Here is a 24,460-nt window from a genome sequence, read left to right as displayed (position 1 = left end):
GATACGGCAGGCCCGCTCTGCGGGATCGGTCGGCGCACATGATTCTCGTCAGGAGCTTCGTCGATGATCAGGTCCCTCGCGGCCTCGGCCGCCTGCCTGGTCCTGTGCGGCGCCGCGGCAGCGCAGGACATGCCCGGCCTCGCCACCCTGAGCCCCTCCGATCCGGGCCAGCCGGTGGCGGCGAGCCCGGCCGGCCCGGCGCCGGACGGTGGGCCCGCGCCGGGATTGCGCCTGGGGACCGGTCCGGATCAGGCCGCCTTCCGGCCCGCGCCCGGCCGGTCCCCCCTCGGCAGCACCGCAGCCGACCCCGCGCAGACGACCGCCAGCCTGAAGGCCCCGTCGGCCGCGTCCAAGCCGTGGTGCGCGCAGGAACGGCGGGTCGGCACCGGCCAGGGCTTCTGCCTGGTCAATTGAGCGGTCCCGTCGCCCGTCCCGGGAGCCCTGCAAGGGCCCGGCGGCCGGATCAGGAGGCCGCGTAGATCGTGACCTCGTCGAAGGTCCCGCCTTCCGGCGCGTAGTCGAGGGAGGCGACGAGGAGCACCAGCACGGCCGCCCCGACGGCCGCGACGCCGAGCACCCGCGTGATCCGATCCGCGTGGGCGCGGGCGGCGTGGATCACCGCGCAGCCGAGCAGGAAAGCGCAGACCTGCGTGACCGGCGTGGCGAGCACCGGGGTCATCGCGGCCTCCCGGTCATCCGCGGACGGCCGATCCCGCCGATCCTGTCCATGGCACGCCCTCCCCGGCCGGCCCGCCTGGCCCGCAGGCTGGCAGCCAAGCCGATCGCCGGTCCCGGCGCGCCCCCAATATGGAGAGCGGGGGCCGGGCGCGGCGTCACGTCTTCGTGACCGGCACCCGTCAGGCGGGGTCCGGCTCCGGCGATTCCGGGGTGGATGCCAGGGCGTAGGTGGCCTCGCCGACCCGGCTCAGGGGCCCGCCCGGACCGGACCGCTTCCACAGGCGCGTGTTGAGGGCCGCCACCGGATCCCGGCCGGGCAGGGTGAAGCCCTGCCCGGCGAGCACCTCCAGGATCTCGGCCGCGTGCAGGGGCCGGCCCGCGCGGGCGATCGCCGCACAGGCCGCCTGCACCACCGCCCGGCCGTAGCGACGGGCGCCGGCGGCATCCTCCGCGAAGGCGATCGCCGGCGGGATCGCGCCGGGGCCGAAGGCGGGCCCCGGCGGCTGCGCGGACCGCGGTCCGGGACGGGCCCCGACCACCCCGTCTCCGCGCGGCGCCGCATCCGCGCCGGAGACCGGTCCGGACCGGGTTTCCGGCCCGACCGGACCCGGCGGCGGCGGGCTGTCGGCCGGGCTCGCGGGAAGCACCGACCCCCGATCGGGGGCTGTCTCGGGAACCGGGACGGGCTCAGGTCGTGGCGCGGAGCGGGAAGCGGCCAGGCGGCGGCCGAGTTCCAGGTAGAGCACGAGATCGGCGATCTCCCGATCGAGCGCCTCGCGCTGACGCCGCAGGAGGGCGAGCCGCGCCTCGATCTCCGCTTCCGACAGGCCCACGCGATGTTCCCTCCGACCAGAAGGAACGTATAGCCGTTCCTTCAAGCTGCGGGAATACCGGATCATTCCGTCCGCTTGCTCACCTCCTAAAGGAATAGAACAAGCGGCCCCGAAAATTCCAATTATTCCTTCGGCCGCTTCCGTATTCCCTTGGCTGCCGGGCGGGGCGGCACGAGCAGCGTGCTCGGATCGGCCGGGTGCAGGGTCAGGCCGCCATCGTCGAGGACCAGCGGCAGGCGCGGAAACACCTCGCGCAGATGCGCCAGATCCGCCTTGAACGCCTGCCGGAAGCTGCGGATCGAGGCGTTCTCGGCCCCAAATTGCGCGTGGAGGTTGGCCCAGGTCAGCCGCAGCGGCCGCTGCAGCGAGCGCAGGCGATATCCGGTCCAGAACAGCAGGTCGAGCTTGCGTGCCGAGCCCGAGAAGGCCCGGGCCGCCCGCACGTCCACCGGCAGGGCGTGCCGGATCAGCGTCTCGTAGAATTCCGGGTCGAACCGCACCGTACGGCCGGCCTCCTCGTCCCCCTCCCCGGCACGGGGGCGCCACAATTCCAGGCTGCGGAACGGCGGAACGTTGAGGGTGGTGGCGCTGTCGCGCCCGTCCCAGAGGCCGATCTGCATGGAGCAGGCGGCCAGCCGGTTCAGCTGCTCCTTGAACTGGCGGATGGTGCCGCGCTCGCCCCCCGTGACCGCGAAGCCCATCTCGCGCATGAAGCCCGACAGGGTCTCGGCGACCTTCACGGTGGGACTGCGCTGGCGCACGGCCTCGGTGCAGAGGTGCAGCAGGACCAGCCGGGCCTTCGGGCCGTAGGGCAGCCCCTGGGGCTCGAAGGCACCGGTCTCCGGGTCCTTGATCCGGCCGGCGATCAGGTTGAGCGAGTTGCGGCCGTAGCTGCGGGAGAATTCCCGCACCGGGCCGGGATCGCGGTAGGGCAGGCCGCACAGCGCCAGGACCGAGTGGATATGCTGGAGGCTCGACGGGAGCGCCGGCTCGTTCTCGATCACGAGGCGCACCGCGTCGCGGCGGCGCTGGTCGCGCGACAGCCCGGCCCGGCGGCTCTCCTCCTCCCCGAGGAGGGCGACCTGGGCATCGCGCTCGCGCTGACGGTGCAGCACATGCTCGACGATCTGGGCGAACAGGAAGCCGCCGCGCGCCGCTTCGATCTCGGCCCGCAGGTCCGGGTCGTGGATCCCGGCGATCTTCTCCTCGATGCTCATCGCCCCTCGGCCAACGCGGCAGGTGGACCGTCCGCCCGGCGAACGCGCGGACGCCCCGATCCTGCCAAGCCACGATCCAAGCCATCATCCATGCCACGATTCGAGCGCCGCGGCCCCGGTCCGATCGGGCTTGTCCCGGCAATCCACGCTTCCCTGCCCCGCATGCGGACGCACCGGCAGGGGCCAAGCGATCTCCAGGACCTCTCAGGACCTCTCCGGCCCCTCGGACGCCGCTCGGGCCGGCCCTTCGCGCGACATCACGCAGAGTTCGATACGGGGTCCGGCGGCGATCGCGGCCAACGCAGAATCCAATACGGCCGGCCGCGCCCGTTCCGTCCCCGTTATCCACCGGCCCGGGCCGGAATCCGCGCCGAATCCGATACGCCGCCGCGCAGATTCCGATACGTCCGGCGACCCGACGCGCGCAGAATCCGATACGGGCCAGCGCAGAATCCGATGCGCCGCCACGCAGAGTCGGATGCGCAAACAGCGCTCAAACCCCTGATGCGGCGTCAGGATTTCCCACTGCATATAACCTGCTGAACTGACTCTCTGAAAGACTCTCCCAGATAATCTTCCTAAGGCGGCGGCGCCCGTTCGTTCTGACGAACGAACCGAGACCGGTCCGGACATGCACAGGGCAGGAAGGGAATATGAGATGGTTTTCCACATTCCGACGGCCACCGACCGCGCCGGCTTGACGTGTCGGCGCAGGGCTTCGCCGGTGCGCGGGCGGCTTGACGCGGGCGAGGGCGCCCGGTTTCTCGGATCCTCCCGAACGGGCCCTCAGAGAACGGCGTGCCGATGTCCCCCTTGCCCAAGCTCCCCTTGCCCAAGCTCTTCTTGCCGATCGCATCCCGATGACGGACCGCCGGAATGACGGCCGGCCGCCCGGCGGCCGGCCCGCCCATCACCGCCCGCACGGATCCCGGTGGGCGGCTCCGCGGCCCGGTGGCCGCCCGGCGGCGGGTCGCCGGCACGAGGAGGGCGGCGACGGGCCGGCCGTGCTCTACGGCTGGCATCCCGTGGTGCAGGCCCTGGGCAATGCCGAGCGCGGCCTGCACCGGCTGCTCGCCACCGAGAACGCGGCCGCGCGGCTGGAGGCGGAGTTCGGCGGCCCCTTGCGGATCACGCCCGAACTGGTGCGGCCGAGCGAGATCGGCCGTCTGCTCGGCCCGGACGCGGTCCACCAGGGCCTGTATCTCGAGGCCGAGCCCCTGCCCGCCCCCGGCCTCGACGACCTGCCCGCCGACGCGCTGCTGCTGGCGCTCGACCAGATCACCGACCCGCACAATGTCGGGGCGATCGTGCGCACCGCCGCGGCCTTCGGGGTGGCCGGAATCGTCACCACGGCGCGCCACGCGCCGGGCGCCACCGGCGTCCTGGCGAAATCCGCCTCCGGCGGCCTGGAACACGTGCCGTTCGTGACCGTGCGGAACCTCGCCGAGGCTCTGATCGCCCTGGGCGAACGCGGCTTCACCCGGGTCGGCCTCGATTCCGACGCGCCCGAGAGCCTCGACGCGCTGACGGTCGCGCGGCCGCTGGTGATCGTGCTCGGCGCCGAGGGCAAGGGCCTGCGCGAGCGGACCCGGGGCTGCTGCGACGTCCTGGCCCGGATCCCCTTCTCGGGGGCGATCCGCAGTCTCAACGTCTCGAACGCGGCCGCCATCACCCTCTACGCCCTCGGCCGGACCGCGCCCTGACCGGCGCCTGATCGAGACGACGGCCCGGCGGGTCCGGCCGAGACATGTCCGGAAACACGGAACCGGCGCCGGAAGCCCCTCGTCCGCCTAGGCAATCTCCGCAATCTCCCGTAGAAGTGAGGGTGAGGGGGGCGTAGGCTCGAGGGCTGCGCCGGATGCTGGACGATGCGTTTACCTACGGCGGTTGGGCCTTCAGCCTGGTCGCCGTCGGCGTGTGGATGTGGCTCGCGCGGCGCGCCTTTCCGAGCTTCGAATCCTTCGTGAAGGGCTTCGACGACGAGCTGCAGCTGGGCGCCAGCCCAGAGGAGCGTGCGCGCAGCGCCCGCTGGCATCAGGTCCGCCAGGCCGCCATGGCACTGACGGCCGTCGCGGTCCTGTGCCTGTCGATCGGCTTCGCCATTCCCGACTGAACGCCCCGGCGCAGGCCGAGCGTGCCGCCGTCCCTGTTCCGGGAGCCCGGCCTGCTGTACCGGATCGGCGGAACCGCCCCGGAACGGTCCGGGACGCGGCAGGAGACAGCCGACCGTGCCGCCAGCCGCAGAACGCCCCGGCGCCTCCGACATCGCGGCGCGCCTGGAGCGGCTGCCCATGTCGGGCTACCAGCGCAGGATCTTCGCGATCATCGCCTCGGCGTGGCTCGTCGATCAGATCGACGTGGCGCTCCTGACCTTCCTGCTCGGCGCGATCGTGGCGGCGTTCAACCTGACGCCCACCGAGGCCGGCCAGCTCGCCGCCATGACCTTCGCGGGCCAGCTCGTGGGCAACATCCTCGCGGGCACCGCCTCCGACCGGTTCGGCCGCAAGGCGGTGTTCCAGGTCACCATGGTGGTCTGGGGTCTGGCGAGCCTCGCGGCGGCGGCCGCCTGGAGCCTGCCCGTGCTGATGGCCTGCCGGTTCCTGATCGGCGTCGGCGTCGGCGGCGAGGCGCCGGTGGCGCAGGCGATGGTCTCGGAGATCGTCCCGGCCCCGGTGCGCGGCAAGTACATCGCGATCCTGGAAGGGTTCTGGGCGGTCGGCTACGTCCTCTCGGGGGCGATCAGCTTCTTCGTGCTGCCCTATCTCGGCTGGCGCTGGGCCTTCGTGGTGGTCGGCCTGCTGTCGCTCGTGGTGTTGGCGGTGCGCCGCACGATGCCGGAATCGCCCCGCTGGCTCGCCGAGATCGGCCGCCGGGGCGAGGCCGAGGCCGTGATGGCCCGCATGGAGCGGGCCGTCGAGCGGGCCACCGGCCGTCCCCTCCCCCCGGTCGCGCCGGGGCCGGGGCCGGGGCCGGCAGCCGCGGTGCCGGCCCCGCGGCTCGGCGCCGTCGCGACGCTGTTCGCGCCCGAATACCGCCTGCGCACCGTGATGGCGTTCGGGCTGTGGTTCTTCGCGCTGATCGGCTTCTTCGGCCTCAACGCCTGGATCGCCGTGCTGCTCAAGGAGCGCGGCTTCTCCAACGTCGGCTCGGTGGGCTTCGTCACCCTGATCACCCTCGGCGGCATCCCGGGCTTCGCCGCCGCGGCGGTGCTGCTCGAGCGGGTCGGCCGCAAGCCCGCCACCGCCCTGTTCCTGATCTGCGCGGCGGCTTCGGCCTACCTGTACGGCAATGCCGGCGCCGGGTCGCTCCTGACCGTCTCGGGCATCGCGGTGACCTGGCTGTTCGTCGCCGGCTTCGTGATGCAGTTCTTCATGTTCGGCATGTGGAGCTGCCTCTACGCCTACACGCCGGAACTCTACCCGACCCGGGCGCGGGCCACGGGCGCCGGCTTCGCCTCGGCCTTCGGCCGGATCGGCGCGATCCTGGGCCCGATGATCGTGCCGGTTCTGGTGCGGGATCACGGCCCGGCCGCGGCCTTCCAGGTGGGGGCCGGCGGCTTCCTCATCGCCGCCCTGCTGGTCCTGATCCTCGGCGTCGAGACCCGCGGCAAGGTCCTGGAGGCCGTCTCGCACTGATGTCGCCGGGCCTCACGGCGTCGTGCCGAACGGTTCCGGAGTCTTGAGCCGAGAAACACTGGTCTCGAAAGGCCCGGGACCTTGTCATGGGTGCAGGGCGAAGCCGTGCTCGTCGGGGCTCCGCCCCGACACCCCGCCAAAGGGCCCGCTGGCCCTTTGGAAACCCGGGACTTGCCCGTACACACCGCACGATCCCCCAGCCTCACCGGAGAGTCGCAGAAAATGCCCGTCGTGGACATGCGCAGCCGTCCGACCTTCCTGCACAGGTTCTTCGGCGCCGAGCCCGACACGCCGGAATTCGGGGTTGCCCGCTGGCTGAATGCCCGGGTCGGCAGCCGGGAGGTCGAGCACTTCACGCGCGGCACGACGATCGAAGGTTTCTGCGCCGAGATGGACGGGGCCGGCATCGACGTCGCCGTCATGGTCGCCCGCTCGGTCCCGGGGGTGCGGGTCACGAACGACGCGCTGGCGGAGGCCGCCCGGCACGATCCGAAGCGCCTGATCGGCATCGCCTCGGTGGATCCGGTCAAGCTCGGCCGAAAGGCCGCGGTCGCGGAGGCGAAGCGCGCCGTGACCGAACTCGGCTTCAAGGGCATCAACCTCGATGCCGGCTTCTATCGCGAGGCCATGACGGCCGACGACGAGCGCCTGATGCCGCTCTACGACCTGTGCCAGGAGCTCGGGGTCCCGGCCTTCGTGATGTCGGGCCCGACCACGCCGGACCTGCGCCTCAACGACCCGCTCGCGGTCGACCGGGTCGCCCGGACCTTCCCGAAGCTGCCGATCGTGTGCTGCCACGGCTTCTACCCGCGCGTCGCCGACATGGTGGCGGTGGCGTTCCGCAACGCCAACGTCTTCGTCTCGCCGGACATGTACACCTTCGCGCCGGGCGGCGGCCTGTACGTCGAGGCGGCGAACGGCTTCATGAAGGACCAGTTCCTGTTCGGCTCCTCGTTCCCGTTCCGCCCGATGGGCCAGGGCGTGGCGGATTTCCGCGCGCTCGGGCTCTCCGAGGCCGCCCTGGAGGCCGCCCTCTGGCGCAACGCCGACCGGCTCCTCGGTCTCGGTCTCGGCGGGTAGAAGAGTCCCCGATCCGAAAGGTCCCGGATCCTTCGCGGGTGCAGGGCCGCGCCCCGACGCCCCGCCCAAGGGCCGAGCCCTTCGGGATCCCCGTCGTCAGGCGGCCCGGATGCGGGCCAGAAAGCCTTCGACCGCGCCGCGCAGGTCCCCCGCCTGGCGAGAGAGGTCGGCCGCCGCCTGCAGCACCTGGGCCGAGCCCTGGCTGGCGGTGCCGGCCGCCTCGCCGACGCCCGCCATGTGCCCGGAGACCCCGCGGGTATCCTGCGAGGTCTGCCCGGTGGTCCGGGCGATCTCGGCGGTGGCCGTGCCCTGCTGCTCGACCATGGCGGCGATCTCGGCGCCGATCCGGGCGAGAGTGCGGATCACCTCGGTGATGCCGCCGATGGACCGGACCGAGGCTTCCGTGGAACCGGTGATCTCGGCGACCTTGGCGGCGATCTCCTGGGTGGCCCGGGCGGTCTGCTCGGCGAGGTGCTTCACCTCGGCGGCCACCACCGCGAAGCCGCGCCCGGCTTCCCCGGCCCGGGCCGCCTCGATGGTGGCGTTGAGCGCCAGCAGATTGGTCTGGCCGGCGATCTGCGAGATGATCGCGACGATCTCCCCGATGCTGCCGGCCGCCTCGGAAAGGCGCCGCACCTCGCCGGCCATCCCGTCCGCGTCCCGGGTCGCGGCGGCGGCGAGGTCGGCCGAGGCGCCGACCTGCACGCCCATCTCCCGGACCGAGGCGGTGAGTTCCTCGGTGGCCGCCGCCACCGTGTCGGCCGAGCGCGCGGCCGAATCGGCGGACTTGGCCACCGCCCGGCTGAGATCGGTCGTGTCCCGGGCTGCCCGGGCCATGCCGTGGGCGGAGGCCTCCAGCTCGGCGGCCGCGGCCGAGACCGCCTCCACGATCCCGCCGACCTGGCGCTCGAAACTGTCGGCGAGGCCGAGGGCTGCCGCGCGCTGGGCCGCCGCGGTCTCGGCGGCGAGCCGCTCCTGCGCGGCCCGGGCCGCCCGGCGCTCGGCGACGCTGTCGCGGAACGCCAATGCGGCCGCGGCGATCGCCCGGACCTCCCGCGGTCCGCCGGCCGGGATCGCCAGATCGGCCGTGCCCTCGTCGCGGCCGATCGCGGTCAGCACCTGCGCCATCCGGACGAGCGGCCGGGCGATCGCCGTGCCGAGCCAGATCGCGAGGCCGGCCGAGAGGGCGAACAGGGCGAGCCCTCCGGCGGCCCAGAGCATCAGCATCCGGTCGGCCCGGGCATGCACCGCGCCTGCGGCTGCCACCAGATCGGCGGTGAGCCGGTCCTCCACGCCCTTCAGGGCGTCGATGCGCTGCGTGGCGAGGCGGAACCAGGCCGGCGCGTCGCGGTAGGCGAGCGGCGTACCCGGTACCGTCTCCTGCGCGAGCGTCCGCAGGCGCGCGACCTCCCGGGCCGGCTCGGTCGCCTCGGCGGCGTCGAGCAGGCTCGCCTGCCCGGCCTCGGCCCCGGCCCGGAACAGGCCGGCATAGGTCGCCTGCTCGGAAGCGAGCGTGGCGAGGCGGCGGGCGGCCGCGAGATCCAGCTGGCCGGACGCGAAGGCGGCCGAGACGGCGGCCCGCTCCAGGCCGGCGGCCTCCTTCATGGACAGGAAGGACGCGTAGGCATTCGCCCGGGCTACGAGGCCGGCCTCGTCGATCACGCCGCCCATCGCCCGCACGAGCCCGAGCCCCTCGCCGATCAGGCCCGTGTAATAGGCCACGACCGACGGCGTGCCCGCCGTCAGGTCATCGACCGCCCGGCGCTGCGCGACGAGTCCGGTGAGCGCCTTCGCGAAGCCGTCTCCCCGGGCCGCGAAGACCGGGCCGAAGCCCGTCGCGACGGCCATGGCCTCGGGCAGCCCGGCGAGCGCCGCGTCGGTGCGTCCGCGCTGGGCCGCCAGGTCCGGTCCGAACTGCGCCCCCCTCGCGCCCAGGAACAGGCTTGAGGCTCCACGCTCCCGCTGGGCCTCGTGCACGAAGGCGCTGATCCGGGAGGCGAGGCCGACCAAGCTTTCCACCCGGTCCATCTCGCCGCGCCGCGCCCACTGGTCCGACACGGCCAGGCCCCCCGCCCCCGCGAAGGCCAGGCAGGGGGCGAGCGCCACCGCGAGGATGCGGGCGCGGAGCGAGGCAAGGATGGGCATCCGAAGATCTGGGACCGTCCAGCAGGAGACGGTTCACCATCCGGCGAAGACATAAAGATAGGGTTATGCGGCTTCGTACAGATCCGGCACGGATCTGCCCAATCAGGCGGCGTTCTGGATCGCTTGTGCCGGCTCGGCGTGCAGATCACCCCATGTCTTCAGCGCACGGATGACCGGCTCGAGGGATCGACCCCGCTCGGTCAGGCTGTATTCGACCTTCGGCGGAACCTGGGGATAGATCGTCCGGGTGATCAGGCCGTCGGCTTCCATTTCGCGCAGCTGATTCGTGAGCATGCGCTGGGTTACACTGGTGAGCCGCCGCCGGATCTCGTTGAAGCGCAGGGTCCCCTCCAGCAGGTGGTAGAGGATTACGCCCTTCCACTTGCCGTCGATGAACCGGAGGGTCGCCTCGACGGCGCAGCCGGGGCTGCAGGCGCCGGTGTGGTGGCGGGTGCGGGGCATGGCATCCTCTCCGACGGTATCGTTTCCGGCACTATCGGCGTTTTATGTGCGTACTTGCGGCCTGTGAAGGCAGGCGGCATCTCCTGCGGCGACCGTTCGAGGAGATCACGATGCGCGCCGTCGGATACCGCAAATCCCTGCCGATCACCGATCCCGAAGCCCTGGTCGATTGCGACCTGCCGCAGCCCGAACCCGGCCCGCGCGACCTCCTGGTGAAGGTCGAGGCGGTCTCGGTGAATCCCGTCGACACCAAGGTCCGGCGCCGGGCCGAACCGGAGGCCGGCGGACTCAAGGTGCTGGGCTGGGACGCGGCCGGAACCGTCGTCGCCGCGGGCGCGGAGGTCCAGGGCTTCGCCGCGGGCGACGCGGTGATGTATGCGGGCGACCTCACCCGGCCGGGGACGAACGCCCAGTTCCATTGCGTCGACGCCCGCCTCGTCGGCCACAAGCCGGCGCGTCTCGATTGGGCGCAGGCCGCCGCCCTGCCGCTCACCGCGATCACCGCCTGGGAGACCCTGTTCGACCGGCTCGACACCGGAAAGTCCGTGCCGGGCGCCGCACCGGCGATCCTGATCGTCGGCGGGGCGGGGGGCGTCGGTTCGGTGGCGATCCAGCTCGCCCGGGCGCTCACCGACCTCACCGTGATCGCCACCGCGTCGCGGCCCGAGACGGCGGCCTGGTGCCGGGATCTCGGCGCCCACCACGTGGTCGACCATTCCAGGCCCCTCGCCGCCGAGGTGGCGGCCCTGGGGCTCGGCGCACCGGGGCTGGTCTTCTCCACGACCAATACCGACGCCCACCTCGCCGCGATCGTCGACCTGATCGCCCCGCAGGGGCGGCTGGCCCTGATCGACGATCCCGAGCGCCTCGATGTCGGGCTCCTCAAGCGCAAGAGCCTGTCGCTGCACTGGGAGTTCATGTTCACCCGCTCGATGTTCGCCACCGCCGACATCGCCGCCCAGGGCGCGCTCCTCGACGAGATCGCCCGCCTCGTTGATTCCGGGCGCCTGCGAACCACCCTGGGTGAGCATTACGGGCGGATCGACGCCGAGAATCTCCGGCGCGCCCACGCGCTGATCGAGAGCGGGCGCGCCAAGGGCAAGATCGTGCTCGAAGGCTTTCCGGCGTGAGGGGGACGGGATGGCGGAAACCGGGATCTTCGACGTGGCGGCGCTGGCGGCGGCCCTGCCCGACAGCGCCGCGACGCTCCTGGCCGACACCTACCTGACCGACCGGGCGGCCGCGAGCGCCCGGGTGTTCCGGGTCTACCGGCCGACCCCGCCGCATTATCACGCCACCTGCGACGAGTACCTGTACTGCCTGTCGGGCCGGGGCACCTTCTGGATGGACGACCCCGCCTCGGTGGCCGCGTTCGGCCCCGGCCAGCTGCTGTTCTTCGCCAGGGGCATTGTCCACGCCATGCCGGAGATCGAGTCCGGCGCGCCGGTGACCTTCCTGTCGATCGACACGCCCCGGCGGGCGCCCACCGACATCGTCTTCGTGAACCCGGAGGATGGCAGCCCGGCGACCTTCATGGCGCGCAACGCGGAGGCCTGAGCCTCGGACCCGGGATTCGGACCCGAGGCTCAACCCCGCAGGGAGCACCCGGCCGCCGCGACGCCGAGGAGCAGGGCGGCCACGATCAGGAAGGCGGCCGGCAGGCCGAGCGCCTGCGCGGCGAAGCCGATCAGGGCGGGCCCTGCCAGCACCCCGGCATAGCCCAGCGTCGTCACCGCCGGGACCGCGACGCTGTCGGGCATGGTCGTCTGGCGGCCGGCCGCCGTGAACAGGACCGGGACGATGTTGGCGCAGCCCGCCCCGACCAGGGCGTAGCCGGCGAGCGCCGCCTCCCAGGCCGGCACCAGGACCGAGAGTGCGAGGCCGGCCGCCGCCAGGAGCCCGCCGAGGATGACGACCGTCCGCCGGCCGAGCCGGGCCACGATCGCGTCGCCGGCAAGCCGCCCGGCCGTCATCGTCACCGAGAAGGCCCCGTAGCCGAGCGCCGCCCAGGCCGGATCGAGCCCCCGCTGCTGGATCAGGAACAGGGCGCTCCAGTCGAGGGCCGAGCCCTCGGTGAGGAACACCACGAAGCAGAGCAGGCCCAGGACCAGCACCACGCCCCGGGGCAGCGCGAAGGCGGGGCCGCCGCTCCCCCCTGCCCGGCCGGCCGGCAGGATGCCGGGCCAGGCGGCCGCGAACAGGGCCGCGATCCCGGCGACCAGGATCAGCACGCTCCAGCCTGCGCCGAGCCCGGCGGCCAGCAGGACGCTGGCGATCAGCGCCCCCAGGATGCAGCCGAGGCTGTAGAGGCCGTGGAAGCCCGACATCATCGGCCGTCCGCTCGCGCGCTCCACCACGACCGCCTGCAGGTTCATGACGCAGTCGATCGCCCCCATCCCGGCGCCGAACAGCAGCAGCGCCCCGGTGAGCGGCACGAGGCCCGAGCCCACGGCCAGCACCGGCAAGGCGAGGCCGAGCGCGAGCGTTCCGGCGAGCAGGACCGGCCGGAAGCCGAGCCGCGCGGCCGCCGCCCCCGCGCTCGGCATCGCCAGGAGCGAGCCGATGCCGAAGGTGAGGAGCAGCAGGCCGAGTCCCGCCGCGTCGAGGCCCGCGCGGTCCTTCACCAGCGGCACCAGCGGCGCCCAGGTGGCGTTGGCGATGCCGACGATCAGGAACAGGAGCCGCGTGGACACGCGCTGCCCGCGGGCCGCGTTCCGATCTCCGGCCCCGCCGAGGGCGGCCGGGCCGGTCAGGTCGAGCACTGGCATCGGCACCTGCGATGGAGTCGAGTCCGAGAATGGATCCCGGCGACGTGGGGCCTCGGCTCCCGCGGTGCAACACCGCGGCCGTCATCGCGCGCAGCGCAGCGAACCGGGATGGCGCAACCGCTCCCGCTTGCGCGGTCAGGTCACGTGCGCGCTCACGTGCCTGCTCTGCTTCCCTGGGCGCCCACGTGTTCCTTAGGGCGGCCATCCGGGCGCTGCCGGATCGCTTCGCCGCGCTTGCAGGGGTAGCGGCTCGCTCACGGAGCGGTTGCCGCCGTACGCGTTTCGTTCTAGCAAGGGCGGCGCATGACGGGCTTGCGTCCCGCCGGCCCACCTTGCCATCGGCCCCTCCGGGCTCGACATGAGTCGGTGCGGCGGCTGGCCCGGCGCGAACCCGATCCGACCGCGTCGACGCCTCGAAAGACCGCCGCCCACATGGCCAAAGCCCAAGCTGGAAGTCGTGCCGGAACCGGTGCCGGAGCCCGGGCCGGCGCCAGCAAAGCCGCTCCCAAGACGGTGTCCGAGACCAATCTCAAGACCAGGCCCAAGGCGAATTCCGGCCCCGAGGCGGCGCCTCCCAAGCCGACGCGCGTGAAGGCGGGCATGCCCGTCGCGCGGGCCGCCGCCGCGGAAGCCGCCACCGACGCCAAGCTGGAGGCCCTGTTCGACGCCGCGCAGCCCTCCGCCCATGACCGGCGGGTCATCGCGGTCCGCGGCGCCCGGGAGCACAATCTCAAGAACGTCGACCTGACCATCCCCCGGGACAAGCTCGTGGTGTTCACCGGGCTCTCGGGCTCGGGCAAGTCGTCGCTCGCGTTCGACACGATCTACGCCGAGGGGCAGCGCCGCTACGTCGAGTCGCTCTCGGCCTATGCCCGCCAGTTCCTGGAGATGATGTCGAAGCCCGATGTCGACCAGATCGACGGGCTCTCGCCGGCCATCTCCATCGAGCAGAAGACCACCTCCAAGAATCCCCGCTCCACCGTGGGGACGGTCACCGAGATCTACGACTACATGCGCCTGCTCTGGGCGCGGGTCGGCATCCCCTACTCGCCCGCCACCGGCCTGCCGATCGAGAGCCAGACCGTCCAGCAGATGGTCGACCGGGTGCTGGAGCTGCCGGAGAAGACCCGGCTCTACCTGCTCGCCCCGGTGGTCCGCGGCCGCAAGGGCGAGTACCGCAAGGAAATCGCTGAATACCAGAAGAAGGGCTTCCAGCGGCTGCGCGTCAACGGCGAGTACTATGCCATCGACGACGTGCCCAAGCTCGACAAGAAGTTCAAGCACGACATCGACGTGGTCGTCGACCGGATCGTGGTCCGGCCCGACATCGCGGCGCGGCTGGCCGATTCGTTCGAGACGGCGCTGGAGCTCGCCGACGGCATCAGCGAGATCGTGTTCGCCGACGCCCCCGAGGGCGAGGCGCCCCGGACCATCACCTTCTCGTCGCGCTTCGCCTGCCCCGTGTCGGGCTTCACCATCGCGGAGATCGAGCCGCGGCTGTTCTCGTTCAACAACCCGTTCGGCGCCTGCCCGACCTGCAGCGGCATCGGCCACGAGATGCGGATCGATCCCGAGCTGGTGATCTCCGATCCGGCCCTGAGCCTGAAGCGCGGCGCGGTCGGTCCCTGGGCGAAATCGACCTCGCCCTATTACGGCCAGACCCTCGACGCGCTGGCCGAGCATTTCGGCTTCAAGACCGGGGTGGCGTGGCAGAGCCTGTCGGAGACGGCCCGCGCCATCGTGCTGTACGGCTCGGGGAACCAGTCGATCCGCTTCGCCTACGATGACGGGTTGCGCAAATACACGGTCACCAAGCCCTTCGAGGGCGTGATCCCGAATCTCGAGCGCCGCTACAAGGAGAGCGACTCCGACGCGGTCCGGGAGGAGATCGGGCGCTTCATGAGCGAGACGCCCTGCGCCACCTGCGGCGGCAAGCGGCTGAAGCCCGAGGCGCTGGCCGTGAAGGTCGCCATGGCGGACATCGCCGATGTCACGGCCCTCTCGGTGAGCGAGGCGCATCGCTGGTTCTCGGAGCTGCCGGACAAACTCACGGCCAAGCAGAACGCGATCGCGGTCCGGATCCTCAAGGAGATCCGCGACCGGCTGAGCTTCCTGGTGGATGTCGGCCTCGAATACCTGACGCTCGCCCGCGGCTCGGGCTCGCTCTCGGGCGGCGAGAGCCAGCGCATCCGGCTGGCCTCGCAGATCGGCTCGGGGCTGACCGGCGTGCTCTACGTCCTCGACGAGCCCTCGATCGGCCTGCACCAGCGCGACAACGAGCGGCTGCTCGGCACGTTGAAGCGCCTGCGCGACCTCGGCAATTCGGTGATCGTGGTCGAGCACGACGAGGACGCGATCCTGCAGGCCGATTACGTGGTCGATGTCGGCCCGGGCGCCGGCATCCACGGCGGCGAGATCATCGCGCAGGGCACCCCCGCGGAGGTGCTGGCCAACCCGGCCTCGCTCACCGCCAAGTACCTGACCGGCGAGATGGCGGTCCGCACGCCGACCGCCCGCCGGAAGGGCCGGAAGGGCAAGCTCGGGCTGTTCGGCGCACGGGGCAACAACCTCAAGGACGTGGACGTCGAGATCCCGCTCGGCACCTTCACGTGCATCACCGGCGTCTCGGGGGGCGGCAAGTCCACCCTGGTGATCGACACGCTCTACAAGGCCATCGCCAAGAAGCTGAACGGCGCCCTGGAGCACCCGGCGCCCTACGGGCGGCTGGAGGGGCTGGAGCATCTCGACAAGGTCATCGACATTGACCAGTCGCCGATCGGGCGCACGCCGCGCTCGAACCCCGCCACCTATATCGGCGCCTTCACGCCGATCCGCGACTGGTTCGCGGGCCTGCCGGAGGCCAAGGCGCGGGGCTACCAGCCCGGCCGCTTCTCGTTCAACGTCAAGGGCGGGCGCTGCGAGGCCTGCTCGGGCGACGGCGTCATCAAGATCGAGATGCACTTCCTGCCCGACGTCTACGTCACCTGCGACGTCTGCAAGGGCAAGCGCTACGACCGCGAGACCCTGGAGGTGAAGTACCGGGGCAAGTCGATCGCCGACGTGCTCGATTCCACCGTCGAGGAGGCGGCCGAGCTGTTCAAGGCGGTGCCGGCGATCCGCGACAAGCTCGAGACCCTGAAGCGGGTCGGCCTGCACTACGTCCATGTCGGCCAGCAGGCCACCACCCTGTCGGGGGGCGAGGCGCAGCGGGTGAAGCTCTCCAAGGAGCTGTCGAAGCGCGCCACCGGCCGCACCCTCTACATCCTCGACGAGCCGACCACCGGCCTGCATTTCCACGATGTCGCCAAGCTCATGGAGGTGCTCCACGAGTTGGTCGACCAGGGCAACACGGTGGTGGTGATCGAGCACAACCTCGAAGTGATCAAGACCGCCGACTGGGTGATCGACATGGGCCCCGAGGGCGGCGACGGCGGCGGAAGGGTGGTGGCGCAGGGCACGCCGGAAGAGATCGCCCGCGCGAAGGCCAGCCATACCGGCCGGTTCCTGCGCGAGGTGCTGGCGCGGCGCCCCGCCGCGCCCGCGAGCCGCGGTCGCGCCGCCGAGTAGCCCGCAGGGCCTTCCCGGTGCGCGGCGGGCGTCGCGGCCAGCGGGGACAGGGCCGGACACGCGCCCTCCCCCGTCGCGGGGCCGCGAGACGGGCGCCTGGGCCGGCGCGGCACTTTCTGCCGGGCGCCGGCCGGAACCGGCCCCGGCGCGCGGTGATTCGAGGCGCGGGCCGCCGGTTCGCACCCGTCGCCGGCCGGTGCGGAACCGGATTCCGGCTGGCCTGCCCGGCCCGGCGGCCTGCCCGATCGCCCGCCGGGCCTTGCCGGATTCTCCCGTGATCCGGCGCGACAACAGCTTGACCGTTCAACGATATTTTGCCGGACCCCCTGTTCGAGCACGGTCTGTGGACAGTGTTGCATCGCCGCAAAAATGCGGCTTTTGCGCAACGGTTCGGCCGGTTGTGGCGTTTCGGCGAGCATTCCACTGTCTTTCCGCAGGTCTCTGTAGAATAGTCGCAGACGTTGAGACGGGCAGGCTCCGTGGGGGCGCTCGGCAGGTTCGAAGCCGGCAGCCGCGATAGGCGAGCAGACCGGCAAGGAAGTGCCGAATGCGGGACGGACGCCGTGTGACCTTGGGAAGGAATGAGAAAATGATGAAGAACTGGCTCGCGGCCGGCACGGTCGCGCTCACGGTCGGCATGGCCTCGACGATCGCGCAGGCGCAGACCACGACGGTTCCGGGCGAGCAGGTCGGCCTCGCGGTCGGCGCGCCGCTGCCGGAAGGCCTCTACGCGATCAACACGTTCACCTATCGCCGTACCGACGGCCGGAACGATCCCGACACGGCCGTCAACATCCCGGTCCTGGTCTGGTCGACCCCGTTCGTGCCGTTCGGCGGCCGCGTCGAGCTGCTCGTCGCACCCCCGACCGTGTTCGCCTTCACCCGCAACCCGGCGGGCGTGCGCAACAAGGACATCTCGATCAACGTCGGCACCTTCGTCGGCGGCATCTGGGCCTTCGACCTCGGCAGCAACTTCGGCGTCAGCTTGCTCGGCGGCGCCTACCTGAACGACCTGAACGGCGATCGCGGCTCGATCATCACCGCCAACGGCACGACGGCCACCCCGGTCCTGCCGCAGCTCTCCTCCAACACCTACCGCTTCGGCGTCGCCGGCAGCTACACGGGTGACGGCTGGAACCTGACCGCCAACCTGACCGCCAACATCTACGACTCGCCCGGCCGCTTCCCCGGCCAGGTCGGCGCCGCCATCGGCCCGATCCGCCTGTCGGACTCGCTGAACTTCGACCTCACGGCGACCAAGAAGTTCGGCAACTTCGAGATCGGTCCGATCGCCTACGGCACCTACAACTTCGACATCAGCCAGGCCAGCGCGGCGGCCGGCAACCGCGGCCGCTTCGCTATCGGCGGCCTCATCGGCTACGACTTCAAGATCTTCACCGTCCAGGCCTACGTCGCCCGCGACGTCGTGACTGGTCTGCAGACCACCAACGCGTTCGGCCGCACTCGCAGCGACTACTCCACCGACGGCTGGATCCGGTTCATCGTGCCGCTGTACTCGCCGGCCCCGGCCGCCTCGCCGGTCCCGGCGGCTCTGGTCCGCAAGTACTGAGACCCTCCCGAGACGCCGGGCTCCCCGCCGCGCGGCGGGGACGCCCGGATCTCCGACAGGCCGTCCTCCGGGACGGCGCGCCGCCCGGCTCCGCCGGGCGGTTTTTCGTTGTGCCGAGCCCGCCGCGGACCGCGCCGGGCAAGCCCGTGCCATGCGCCGCACCGGGCCGCGGGTGACGCGGGCGGCGTGGACATCCTATGGTGGGCCGATTGCGCGCGTCCGGTGCCGGCCGGACCGCAGGCGGACGAGCCGAAGGAATGTCATGGCGACGCAGGGCGAGTGGAAGATCCCCGCGCAGGCCCAGCCCAGGCCCGCGGATTACGGCTACGATCTCGACCGGGCGCTCTCCGCCGTGCTGGCCCTGTCGGCGCGGATCCCGGAGAGCGCCTTCACCGCCGAGACGCTCGGCACCGAGCGCGCCGGCAACGGCGTGGTGATCCGCGAGGACGGCCTCGTGCTCACCATCGGCTACCTCGTCACCGAGGCCGAGAGCGTCTGGCTGACCACCCGGGACGGCCGCTCGGTGCCGGGCCACGTCCTCGGCTTCGACGCGGCCACGGGCTTCGGCCTGGTCCAGGCGCTGGGTACCCTCGGCGTGCCGGCCCTCCCGCTCGGCCGCTCGGCCGGGCTGAAGACCGGCGACCGGGCGGTGCTGGCGGGGGCGGGTGGCCGCCAGCGCTGCGTCGCCGTCGAGGTCGTGGCCCGGCAGGAATTCGCCGGCTACTGGGAATACGTCCTCGACGAGGCCCTGTTCACCGCCCCCGCGCACCCGCATTGGGGGGGGACCGCGCTGATCGGTCCCGAGGGCGATCTGCTCGGCATCGGCTCGCTGCAGCTGCAGCAGGGGAGCAGCGGCGCGGCGCGACCGATCAACATGGTGGTGCCCATCGATCTGCTGACGCCGATCCTCGACGATCTCGCCACCCGCGGGCGGGCCAACCGGCCGCCGCGCCCCTGGCTCGGGCTCTACGCCACCGAGAGCGAGGAGGGCATCGTCGTGATGGGGCTTGCCGATGGCGGTCCGGCCGAGACCGGAGGCCTTCAGGCCGGCGACGTGATCGAGGCGGTGGCCGGCGAGCCGGTGGCCGATCTTGCGGCGCTGTTTCGCAGCGTCTGGGCCCTCGGCGAGGCCGGGGTCCGGGTGCCCCTCACGGTCCGCCGCGAAGGGCGCGGGGTGAAGCTCGCCCTTGTGTCCGGGGACCGGGAGCGGTTCCTGCGCACACCCTCGCTCCACTGAGCGGGCGGCCCGGCAGGCTCGTCCCGGCACGTCCCGCGCAACCTTTGCGCGGCGCGGGGCGTTGCCGCCGCGGTCGTCGCGGGCTGTACCGGACACAACCTACGGCTCAGCAACGGTTCAGGTGGCGGGGCCAAATCTTCGACGACCGGCTTCCGATCCGCCGGACGCATTGAGGAGATCCAGTCATGACGGTTCTGAGCGCACCGCGCGCGAAGGCGCTCGTGATGGCCGCCGCGATCGCCGGCGGCCTCGGGCTCGCGGGGTCCGCCGAGGCGGCCGGGGGCTGCGGCCCCGGCTTCCATCCCAATCCCTGGGGCATCTGCCGGCCGAACTGGGGCCCGCGGCCCTACGGGTACTGGCGGCGGCCGATCTATTATGGCGGTTACGGCGGTTATTACCGGCCGCGACCCTTCTATCGGCCCTATGGCTTCTACGGCCCGCGGCCGTTCTACTGAAATCCAGCTCCGGGCGATCCGGATCGCATGACGGGCGCCCCGCCGGCCGGCGGGGCGCCCGTCGCGTTTGCGGAACGCCACGCAAGGCCCTTCCGGCGGCGCGTATGCGCACAAAGAATGACCATTTGGAAACCTTGCCGGTTTCTTAAGCCGGTTATGCGATTTCCGCAGGTCTGATGCTTGACCTTGCGACTCCTGCTGCGCTGCGGGGGGATTATATGTGCGTTGCACCAACAAGAGGCAGCGATGCGCAATGAGGCGCCATCGTCTGCTCGAGCAGAGGTCACAGCACACCATGTCCGCCGCCCGTAGCGTCCTGAGCCGCGTCCGCGCCTATATCCGGTACCGCGACACCGTTTCCCAGCTGTCCCGCCTTTCGGACCGCGACCTTGCCGATCTCGGCATCAACCGCAGCGAGATCCGCGGCGTCGCCCGCGTCTGATCCCAGCGTTCGTGACGAACTTCCCGAAGGACCGCCGCCCGTTGATCCGGACGGCGGTCCTTCGCTATTTTCGGGCATGACACAGACCATCCACATCGTCGGCGGCGGCCTCGCCGGATCCGAGGCCGCCTGGCAGGTCGCCGAAGCCGGACACCGCGCGGTGATCCACGAGATGCGCCCGGTGCGCGGCACCGAAGCCCATCAGACCGACAGCCTGGCCGAACTCGTCTGCTCGAATTCCTTCCGGTCGGACGACCCCGAGGGCAACGCCGTCGGGCTGCTGCACCAGGAGATGCGCAGCCTCGGCTCGCTGATCATGCGGGCGGCCGATTCCAACCAAGTGCCGGCGGGCGGGGCGCTCGCGGTCGACCGCGAGGGCTTCGCCGCCGCCGTGACCCGGGCGCTGGAGCAGCACCCCAACGTCGCGATCGCGCGCGGGGAGGTCGAGGGCCTGCCGCCGGAGGCATGGGGCCCCTGCATCGTCGCCACCGGGCCGCTCACGGCGCCGTCCCTCGCCGAGGCTATCCGCGGGCTCACCGGGGCCGAGTCCCTCGCCTTCTTCGACGCGATCGCGCCGATCGTGCACCGCGACTCGATCGACATGGACGTGGCGTGGTTCCAGTCCCGCTACGACAAGCCCGGACCGGGCGGTACGGGTGCGGACTACCTCAACTGCCCGATGAACCGGGAGCAGTACGAGGCCTTCGTGGCCGCCCTCGTGGCGGGCGAGAAGATCGGGTTCAAGCAATGGGAGGGCACGCCGTATTTCGACGGCTGCCTGCCCATCGAGGTCATGGCCGAGCGCGGGCCCGAGACCCTGCGCCACGGCCCGATGAAGCCCGTGGGACTCACGAACCCGCGCGACCCGCTGGTCAAGCCCTGCGCGATCGTGCAGCTGCGCCAGGACAACGCGCTGGGCACCCTCTACAACATGGTCGGCTTCCAGACGAAGCTGACCTATGCCGAGCAGGTGCGGATCTTCCGCACGATTCCCGGCCTCGAGCGGGCCGAGTTCGCCCGCCTCGGCGGCCTGCACCGCAACACCTATCTCGACAGCCCGCGCCTGCTCGACGCCACCCTCCGGCTGAAGGCCCGGCCCTCCTTACGCTTCGCAGGCCAGATCACCGGCTGCGAGGGCTACGTGGAGAGCGCCGCGGTCGGGCTGATGGCCGGCCGCTTCGCGGTGGCCGAGGCGGCCGGCCGGCCCCTCGCGCGCCTGCCCCAGAGCACGGCCCTCGGCGCGCTCATCGCCCACATCACCGGTGGCCACGTGGCGGCGGACGGCGAGGCCAATGCCCCGCGCTCGTTCCAGCCGATGAACGTCAATTTCGGCCTGTTCCCGCCGCTCGAGCGGGCCCCCCGCAACGAGACCGGCCGGCGCCTGCGCGGGCCCGAGAAGGCCGCGCTGAAGAAGCGCGCGCTGACCGACCGGGCCCGGGCCGACCTCGCCGTCTGGATGGAGGGCGCGCAGGGCGGAGCGTCGAGACCTGCGGCGGCGGAATAGCCCGCCGCACGGGGCTTGCACCGCCCAGGTCTTCAGCAGCTGGGCTCATCATGACCGAGATCGACACCCAGGCCTTTCTGGCCGACCTCTACGACCTGCGCGCGATCGGCCGGTTCCGCACCGGCGTCCACCGGCCGACCTTCTCGGTCGCGGACATGGAATCCCGCCGCTGGCTGATGGCCCGGCTCGAGGCCTGCGGTCTGGAGGCTTCCATCGACGGGATCGGCAACGTGCTGGGGCGCCATCGCGGCCCCGGCCCGCACCTGCTGGTCGGCAGCCATATCGAGACCCAGAACGAGGCCGGCTGGCTCGACGGGGCTCTGGGGGTCGTGGCCGGGGTGGCGCTGGCCCGCGCCGGCCTGCCGGTCGACGTCGTCGCCTTCGCGGACGAGGAGGGACACTTCTCCGGCGGCTTCCTGGGCAGCCGCTCGGCGATCGGCGACCTGACCGAGGCCGAGATCGACGAGGCCCGCAACCGCACCGACGGTACGCCCCTGCGCGACGCCCTGCAGGCCGCCGGCCTCGCCGGCCTGCCCCGGATGCGGCTCGATCCGGACCGCTACCGCGGCTTCCTGGAGATGCATATCGAGCAGGGCACGCAGCTCGAATCCGCCGGCCTGCATCTCGGCGTGGTGAGCGGCATCGTGGCGATCTGGCAGTTCCGGATCGTGTTCGAAGGCAACCAGGACCATGCCGGCGGCACCACCATGGCGGAGCGCCGGGATGCGGGCCTCTCGGCGGTGCGGCTGCTGGCGGCGATCGACCGGGAGTTTCCGAAGGTCTGCGGCCCGCGCAGCACCTGGACCACGGGGCGGATCACCCTGGATCCCGGCGGCTTCAGCATCATCCCGGGCCGGGCCGAGGTGTATTTCCAGTTCCGGGACGTGGCGATGCCGGTGCTGGAGCGGATGGAGGCCTGCCTGGAGGCGCTGGTGCGCGAATCGAACCGGCGCGAGCGCTGCCCCGCGACGCTGACGGCCCTGGCGAAGGCGATCCCCGCCCCCTGCGATGCGACGCTGATGCGCGCCCTCTCGGAGGCGGCCGAGAGCGTCTGCCCCGGCGGCTGGCAGGTGATGCCGTCGGGCGCCGGCCACGATGCCCAGAACGTCGCCCGGATCCTCCCGGCCGCGATGCTGTTCGTGCCCTCGATCGGCGGCATCAGCCATCACTGGGCCGAGGATACCAGCGACGCCGACCTGGCCCTCGGGGTGCGGGCCCTCGGCGACGCGGCGGCACGCGTGCTGGCGGGCTGAGCGGACGGGCAGCCGGGCGCCCCGAGCCTCAGGCGCCCGGCACCAGCGACTGGATCGGGATCAGCTCCGGCCGGTATTCCTGCATGCCCCCGGCGATCCGCTCCTCGACGGCGTCGATGAACTTCTCCGGGTCGGTGATCGAGCACTGGCGCAGGTCCCAGAAGGCGTAGCGCCACCATTGCACCTTCAGGTAGCGCTCGATCAGCGCATCGGGGAAGCGCATCTTGACGATCCGGGCCGGGCTGCCGGCCACGATCGCGTAGGGCGGCACGTCCTTGGTCACCACCGCCATGGCGCCGATCACCGCCCCGTCGCCGATCGTGATGTCGGGCATCAGGAAGGCGCCGTGGCCGATATAGACGTCGTTGCCGATGCGCACGCGCTTGGGCCAGAGATAGGGGCCGCAGATCTCGTAATCCTCCGCCCGCGGGTCGAGGCGGTCGAACACCGCCGCGTGGTGCGTGTAGAACAGCGGCGAGGTCGAGCCGCACTGGACCGGATGGCTGCCGCGCCCGACCTGGACGCTCTCGCCGATCGAGCAGTAGCGGGCGATGTCGGCGCCGAAATAATAGCCGCTCACCGCGTAGGAGAACGCCCCCATGGTGAGGCAGTAATCGATCCCCATCCACTTGATGCTGCACGGAGGCTCGAAGATGCAGTCTTCCGGCAGACCGAAGGGGGCAGGATGCAGCACCGAGATGCCGCGCCGCAGCATCTCCTGCTTCATGTCCTCGTTGACGGAGATCATGCGGCGTCCTCGTCGATGGGATGTCCGGTTCCGGCCGGCGCCGGATCCAGGCCGTAATAGTCGCGCCTCAGGTCGTTGTAGCTGGCGGCCCGGATCGGCACCGAGAGCCGACCGGCCGCCGAGACGTCGATGGCGAGCAGGCGGTCGTTGAAGGCGGCCGGGTCGGTGGCCAGCGTGCAGGGGAGCAGGTGGCCGTTCGGATAGGCGCGCAACCGCTCGGCCGGCGCGCCGAGGTCGAAGGCCGCCACCGGCAGGCCGGTGCGCAGCGCCAGGGTCAGGGCGTACGAGTAGGTCTCGGGCCAGATCGCCGGCAGCAGCACCAGATCGGCCGAGACCCGCCAGACCAGGTCCAGGGCCTCGTGGTCGCCGGAATAACGCCCGGTCTGAGCGACCCCGACGCGCTCCAGGCCGACGGCGAGCGCCGGGTCGGAGAAGCCCACGATCGAGAAGTGCAGCGGCAGGTCCCGGTCCTGTGCGTCGGTGGCCAGGGCCTGCAGGAGTAGGCCGCCTTTGGTGGGGCTGATTGCGCCGAGCACGGCGACGCGGCGGACGCGGCCGGGCCGCTGCAGCGCGGTCGAGCGCACCGCCCGCTCCGGCTCCAGGTGCGGCCGCACCGTGACAGCGAGGTCCGGGTACACCGCGCGGATCCGGCCCGCCGTGTCGGAGGACGGCGCAAACACCCGCGCCGCGCCCGCCAGGAACGCCCCGAACACCGCCCGCCGCTCGCCCGGATCCGGCTCCTCGAACCCGTCCGCGTCCACCGCCAGGCACGACCGGCACTCCGCCACCGGCGCCAGGCCGCAATAGCGCCCGTCCGGCTGGACCAGGTGGTTGCGGTGGCATACCGGCGAGTAGTCGTGCAGCGT

General features: G+C 72.0%; 21 protein-coding genes and 1 pseudogene. 14 read left to right on the top strand and 8 right to left on the bottom strand.

All coding sequences use genetic code 11. The features are described 5' to 3' along the window. Window positions 1-63 precede the first annotated feature (63 nt). A complete protein-coding gene (locus tag BLT59_RS25400) occupies window positions 64-414 on the top strand; it encodes a hypothetical protein (RefSeq protein WP_091787436.1) in 351 nt (116 codons plus the stop codon). Between the two features lie 49 nt (window positions 415-463). Here the strand turns inward: BLT59_RS25400 and BLT59_RS25395 are convergent, their stop codons facing one another. The 3 genes from BLT59_RS25395 to BLT59_RS25385 all read right to left on the bottom strand — a co-directional run bounded on the left by BLT59_RS25395 (window position 464) and on the right by BLT59_RS25385 (window position 2,728). Then, window positions 464-679 carry a hypothetical protein gene (locus BLT59_RS25395; protein ID WP_091787431.1) on the bottom strand — a complete coding sequence of 72 codons (216 nt, stop codon included), beginning with the start codon at window positions 677-679 and terminating at the stop codon, window positions 464-466. A gap of 178 nt (window positions 680-857) precedes the next feature. Continuing rightward, window positions 858-1,511, bottom strand: coding sequence for a hypothetical protein (locus tag BLT59_RS25390; RefSeq protein ID WP_091787429.1), 654 nt, complete (start codon window positions 1,509-1,511; stop codon window positions 858-860). Between the two features lie 122 nt (window positions 1,512-1,633). Next, the gene (locus tag BLT59_RS25385; protein WP_091787426.1) at window positions 1,634-2,728 is read right to left on the bottom strand and encodes a replication protein RepA; all 1,095 of its coding nucleotides are present in this window, start codon (window positions 2,726-2,728) and stop codon (window positions 1,634-1,636) included. Between the two features lie 860 nt (window positions 2,729-3,588). Here BLT59_RS25385 and BLT59_RS25380 point away from each other — a divergent pair. From BLT59_RS25380 to BLT59_RS25365, 4 genes are all read left to right on the top strand, one after another. Next, window positions 3,589-4,431: a TrmH family RNA methyltransferase gene (locus BLT59_RS25380; protein WP_091787423.1), complete on the top strand. Its 843-nt coding sequence runs from the start codon at window positions 3,589-3,591 to the stop codon at window positions 4,429-4,431. 155 nt (window positions 4,432-4,586) lie between these two features. Beyond that, window positions 4,587-4,841 carry a hypothetical protein gene (locus BLT59_RS25375; RefSeq protein WP_091787420.1) on the top strand — a complete coding sequence of 85 codons (255 nt, stop codon included), beginning with the start codon at window positions 4,587-4,589 and terminating at the stop codon, window positions 4,839-4,841. 115 nt (window positions 4,842-4,956) lie between these two features. Continuing rightward, window positions 4,957-6,363, top strand: a complete 1,407-nt coding sequence (locus BLT59_RS25370; RefSeq protein ID WP_091787417.1) for an MFS transporter — start codon at window positions 4,957-4,959, stop codon at window positions 6,361-6,363. Window positions 6,364-6,585: 222 nt separating this feature from the next. Next, window positions 6,586-7,443 (top strand): amidohydrolase family protein, encoded by an 858-nt coding sequence (locus BLT59_RS25365; RefSeq protein WP_091787414.1) that lies wholly within the window; start codon window positions 6,586-6,588, stop codon window positions 7,441-7,443. 96 nt (window positions 7,444-7,539) lie between these two features. Here the strand turns inward: BLT59_RS25365 and BLT59_RS25360 are convergent, their stop codons facing one another. Next, on the bottom strand, window positions 7,540-9,588 hold the full coding sequence (locus tag BLT59_RS25360; protein WP_091787411.1) for a methyl-accepting chemotaxis protein: 2,049 nt from the start codon (window positions 9,586-9,588) through the stop codon (window positions 7,540-7,542). Between the two features lie 102 nt (window positions 9,589-9,690). Then, entirely contained in the window at window positions 9,691-10,050 is a 360-nt protein-coding gene (locus BLT59_RS25355; RefSeq protein WP_091787408.1) for a winged helix-turn-helix transcriptional regulator, read from the bottom strand. 110 nt (window positions 10,051-10,160) lie between these two features. Between BLT59_RS25355 and BLT59_RS25350 the strand changes: the two genes are divergently transcribed. Together BLT59_RS25350 and BLT59_RS25345 are read left to right on the top strand one after the other, a co-directional pair. Continuing rightward, window positions 10,161-11,180: a zinc-binding alcohol dehydrogenase family protein gene (locus BLT59_RS25350; protein ID WP_091787405.1), complete on the top strand. Its 1,020-nt coding sequence runs from the start codon at window positions 10,161-10,163 to the stop codon at window positions 11,178-11,180. Between the two features lie 10 nt (window positions 11,181-11,190). Next, window positions 11,191-11,607: a cupin domain-containing protein gene (locus tag BLT59_RS25345; protein WP_091787403.1), complete on the top strand. Its 417-nt coding sequence runs from the start codon at window positions 11,191-11,193 to the stop codon at window positions 11,605-11,607. Between the two features lie 29 nt (window positions 11,608-11,636). Here the strand turns inward: BLT59_RS25345 and BLT59_RS25340 are convergent, their stop codons facing one another. Next, complete coding sequence (locus tag BLT59_RS25340; protein WP_091787400.1) at window positions 11,637-12,818, bottom strand: MFS transporter; 1,182 nt, start codon at window positions 12,816-12,818, stop codon at window positions 11,637-11,639. A gap of 432 nt (window positions 12,819-13,250) precedes the next feature. On the opposite strand from BLT59_RS25340, the gene uvrA reads away from it, so the two are divergent. The 7 genes from uvrA to BLT59_RS25305 all read left to right on the top strand — a co-directional run bounded on the left by uvrA (window position 13,251) and on the right by BLT59_RS25305 (window position 22,846). Next, window positions 13,251-16,385 (top strand): excinuclease ABC subunit UvrA, encoded by a 3,135-nt coding sequence (uvrA, locus tag BLT59_RS25335; RefSeq protein WP_091787398.1) that lies wholly within the window; start codon window positions 13,251-13,253, stop codon window positions 16,383-16,385. Between the two features lie 589 nt (window positions 16,386-16,974). After that, window positions 16,975-17,955: a transporter family protein gene (locus BLT59_RS25330; RefSeq protein WP_091787395.1), complete on the top strand. Its 981-nt coding sequence runs from the start codon at window positions 16,975-16,977 to the stop codon at window positions 17,953-17,955. Between the two features lie 262 nt (window positions 17,956-18,217). After that, window positions 18,218-19,192: a S1C family serine protease gene (locus tag BLT59_RS25325; protein ID WP_091787391.1), complete on the top strand. Its 975-nt coding sequence runs from the start codon at window positions 18,218-18,220 to the stop codon at window positions 19,190-19,192. Between the two features lie 185 nt (window positions 19,193-19,377). Next, a complete protein-coding gene (locus BLT59_RS25320; protein ID WP_091787388.1) occupies window positions 19,378-19,647 on the top strand; it encodes a GCG_CRPN prefix-to-repeats domain-containing protein in 270 nt (89 codons plus the stop codon). A gap of 295 nt (window positions 19,648-19,942) precedes the next feature. Further along, window positions 19,943-20,089: a DUF1127 domain-containing protein gene (locus tag BLT59_RS25315; protein WP_091787538.1), complete on the top strand. Its 147-nt coding sequence runs from the start codon at window positions 19,943-19,945 to the stop codon at window positions 20,087-20,089. A 76-nt stretch (window positions 20,090-20,165) separates the two neighbouring features. Continuing rightward, a complete protein-coding gene (gene trmFO / locus BLT59_RS25310) occupies window positions 20,166-21,593 on the top strand; it encodes a methylenetetrahydrofolate--tRNA-(uracil(54)-C(5))-methyltransferase (FADH(2)-oxidizing) TrmFO (RefSeq protein WP_091787385.1) in 1,428 nt (475 codons plus the stop codon). Window positions 21,594-21,643: 50 nt separating this feature from the next. Then, entirely contained in the window at window positions 21,644-22,846 is a 1,203-nt protein-coding gene (locus BLT59_RS25305) for a Zn-dependent hydrolase (RefSeq protein ID WP_091787382.1), read from the top strand. A gap of 28 nt (window positions 22,847-22,874) precedes the next feature. On the opposite strand, the gene BLT59_RS32200 is transcribed toward BLT59_RS25305, so the two are convergent. Together BLT59_RS32200 and BLT59_RS25295 are read right to left on the bottom strand one after the other, a co-directional pair. After that, window positions 22,875-23,594, bottom strand: a complete 720-nt coding sequence (locus BLT59_RS32200; protein ID WP_091787379.1) for a CatB-related O-acetyltransferase — start codon at window positions 23,592-23,594, stop codon at window positions 22,875-22,877. Next, window positions 23,591-24,460, bottom strand: a pseudogene (locus BLT59_RS25295) (glycosyl transferase); the annotation flags it as partial. The pseudogene BLT59_RS25295 and the gene BLT59_RS32200, both read right to left, overlap by 4 nt.

The sequence above is a fragment of the Methylobacterium sp. UNC378MF genome, from assembly GCF_900103195.1.
Taxonomy (GTDB): domain Bacteria; phylum Pseudomonadota; class Alphaproteobacteria; order Rhizobiales; family Beijerinckiaceae; genus Methylobacterium.
The sequence above is the reverse complement of the archived record's forward strand: the minus strand, read 5'-3'. Positions and strand labels throughout refer to the sequence as shown.

Bases quoted from the DNA above. Each gene is read 5' to 3' on its own strand.
- BLT59_RS25325 (WP_091787391.1), top strand. From the start codon at position 18,218: ATGGCGACGCAGGGCGAGTGGAAGATCCCCGCGCAGGCCCAGCCCAGG.
- BLT59_RS25395 (WP_091787431.1), bottom strand. From the start codon at position 679: ATGACCCCGGTGCTCGCCACGCCGGTCACGCAGGTCTGCGCTTTCCTG.
- BLT59_RS32200 (WP_091787379.1), bottom strand. From the start codon at position 23,594: ATGATCTCCGTCAACGAGGACATGAAGCAGGAGATGCTGCGGCGCGGC.
- BLT59_RS25365 (WP_091787414.1), top strand. From the start codon at position 6,586: ATGCCCGTCGTGGACATGCGCAGCCGTCCGACCTTCCTGCACAGGTTC.
- BLT59_RS25385 (WP_091787426.1), bottom strand. From the start codon at position 2,728: ATGAGCATCGAGGAGAAGATCGCCGGGATCCACGACCCGGACCTGCGG.
- BLT59_RS25380 (WP_091787423.1), top strand. From the start codon at position 3,589: ATGACGGACCGCCGGAATGACGGCCGGCCGCCCGGCGGCCGGCCCGCC.
- BLT59_RS25320 (WP_091787388.1), top strand. From the start codon at position 19,378: ATGACGGTTCTGAGCGCACCGCGCGCGAAGGCGCTCGTGATGGCCGCC.
- BLT59_RS25360 (WP_091787411.1), bottom strand. From the start codon at position 9,588: ATGCCCATCCTTGCCTCGCTCCGCGCCCGCATCCTCGCGGTGGCGCTC.
- BLT59_RS25355 (WP_091787408.1), bottom strand. From the start codon at position 10,050: ATGCCCCGCACCCGCCACCACACCGGCGCCTGCAGCCCCGGCTGCGCC.
- BLT59_RS25330 (WP_091787395.1), top strand. From the start codon at position 16,975: ATGATGAAGAACTGGCTCGCGGCCGGCACGGTCGCGCTCACGGTCGGC.
- BLT59_RS25345 (WP_091787403.1), top strand. From the start codon at position 11,191: ATGGCGGAAACCGGGATCTTCGACGTGGCGGCGCTGGCGGCGGCCCTG.
- BLT59_RS25340 (WP_091787400.1), bottom strand. From the start codon at position 12,818: ATGCCAGTGCTCGACCTGACCGGCCCGGCCGCCCTCGGCGGGGCCGGA.
- BLT59_RS25315 (WP_091787538.1), top strand. From the start codon at position 19,943: ATGTCCGCCGCCCGTAGCGTCCTGAGCCGCGTCCGCGCCTATATCCGG.
- uvrA (WP_091787398.1), top strand. From the start codon at position 13,251: ATGGCCAAAGCCCAAGCTGGAAGTCGTGCCGGAACCGGTGCCGGAGCC.
- BLT59_RS25375 (WP_091787420.1), top strand. From the start codon at position 4,587: ATGCTGGACGATGCGTTTACCTACGGCGGTTGGGCCTTCAGCCTGGTC.
- BLT59_RS25400 (WP_091787436.1), top strand. From the start codon at position 64: ATGATCAGGTCCCTCGCGGCCTCGGCCGCCTGCCTGGTCCTGTGCGGC.
- BLT59_RS25350 (WP_091787405.1), top strand. From the start codon at position 10,161: ATGCGCGCCGTCGGATACCGCAAATCCCTGCCGATCACCGATCCCGAA.
- BLT59_RS25305 (WP_091787382.1), top strand. From the start codon at position 21,644: ATGACCGAGATCGACACCCAGGCCTTTCTGGCCGACCTCTACGACCTG.
- trmFO (WP_091787385.1), top strand. From the start codon at position 20,166: ATGACACAGACCATCCACATCGTCGGCGGCGGCCTCGCCGGATCCGAG.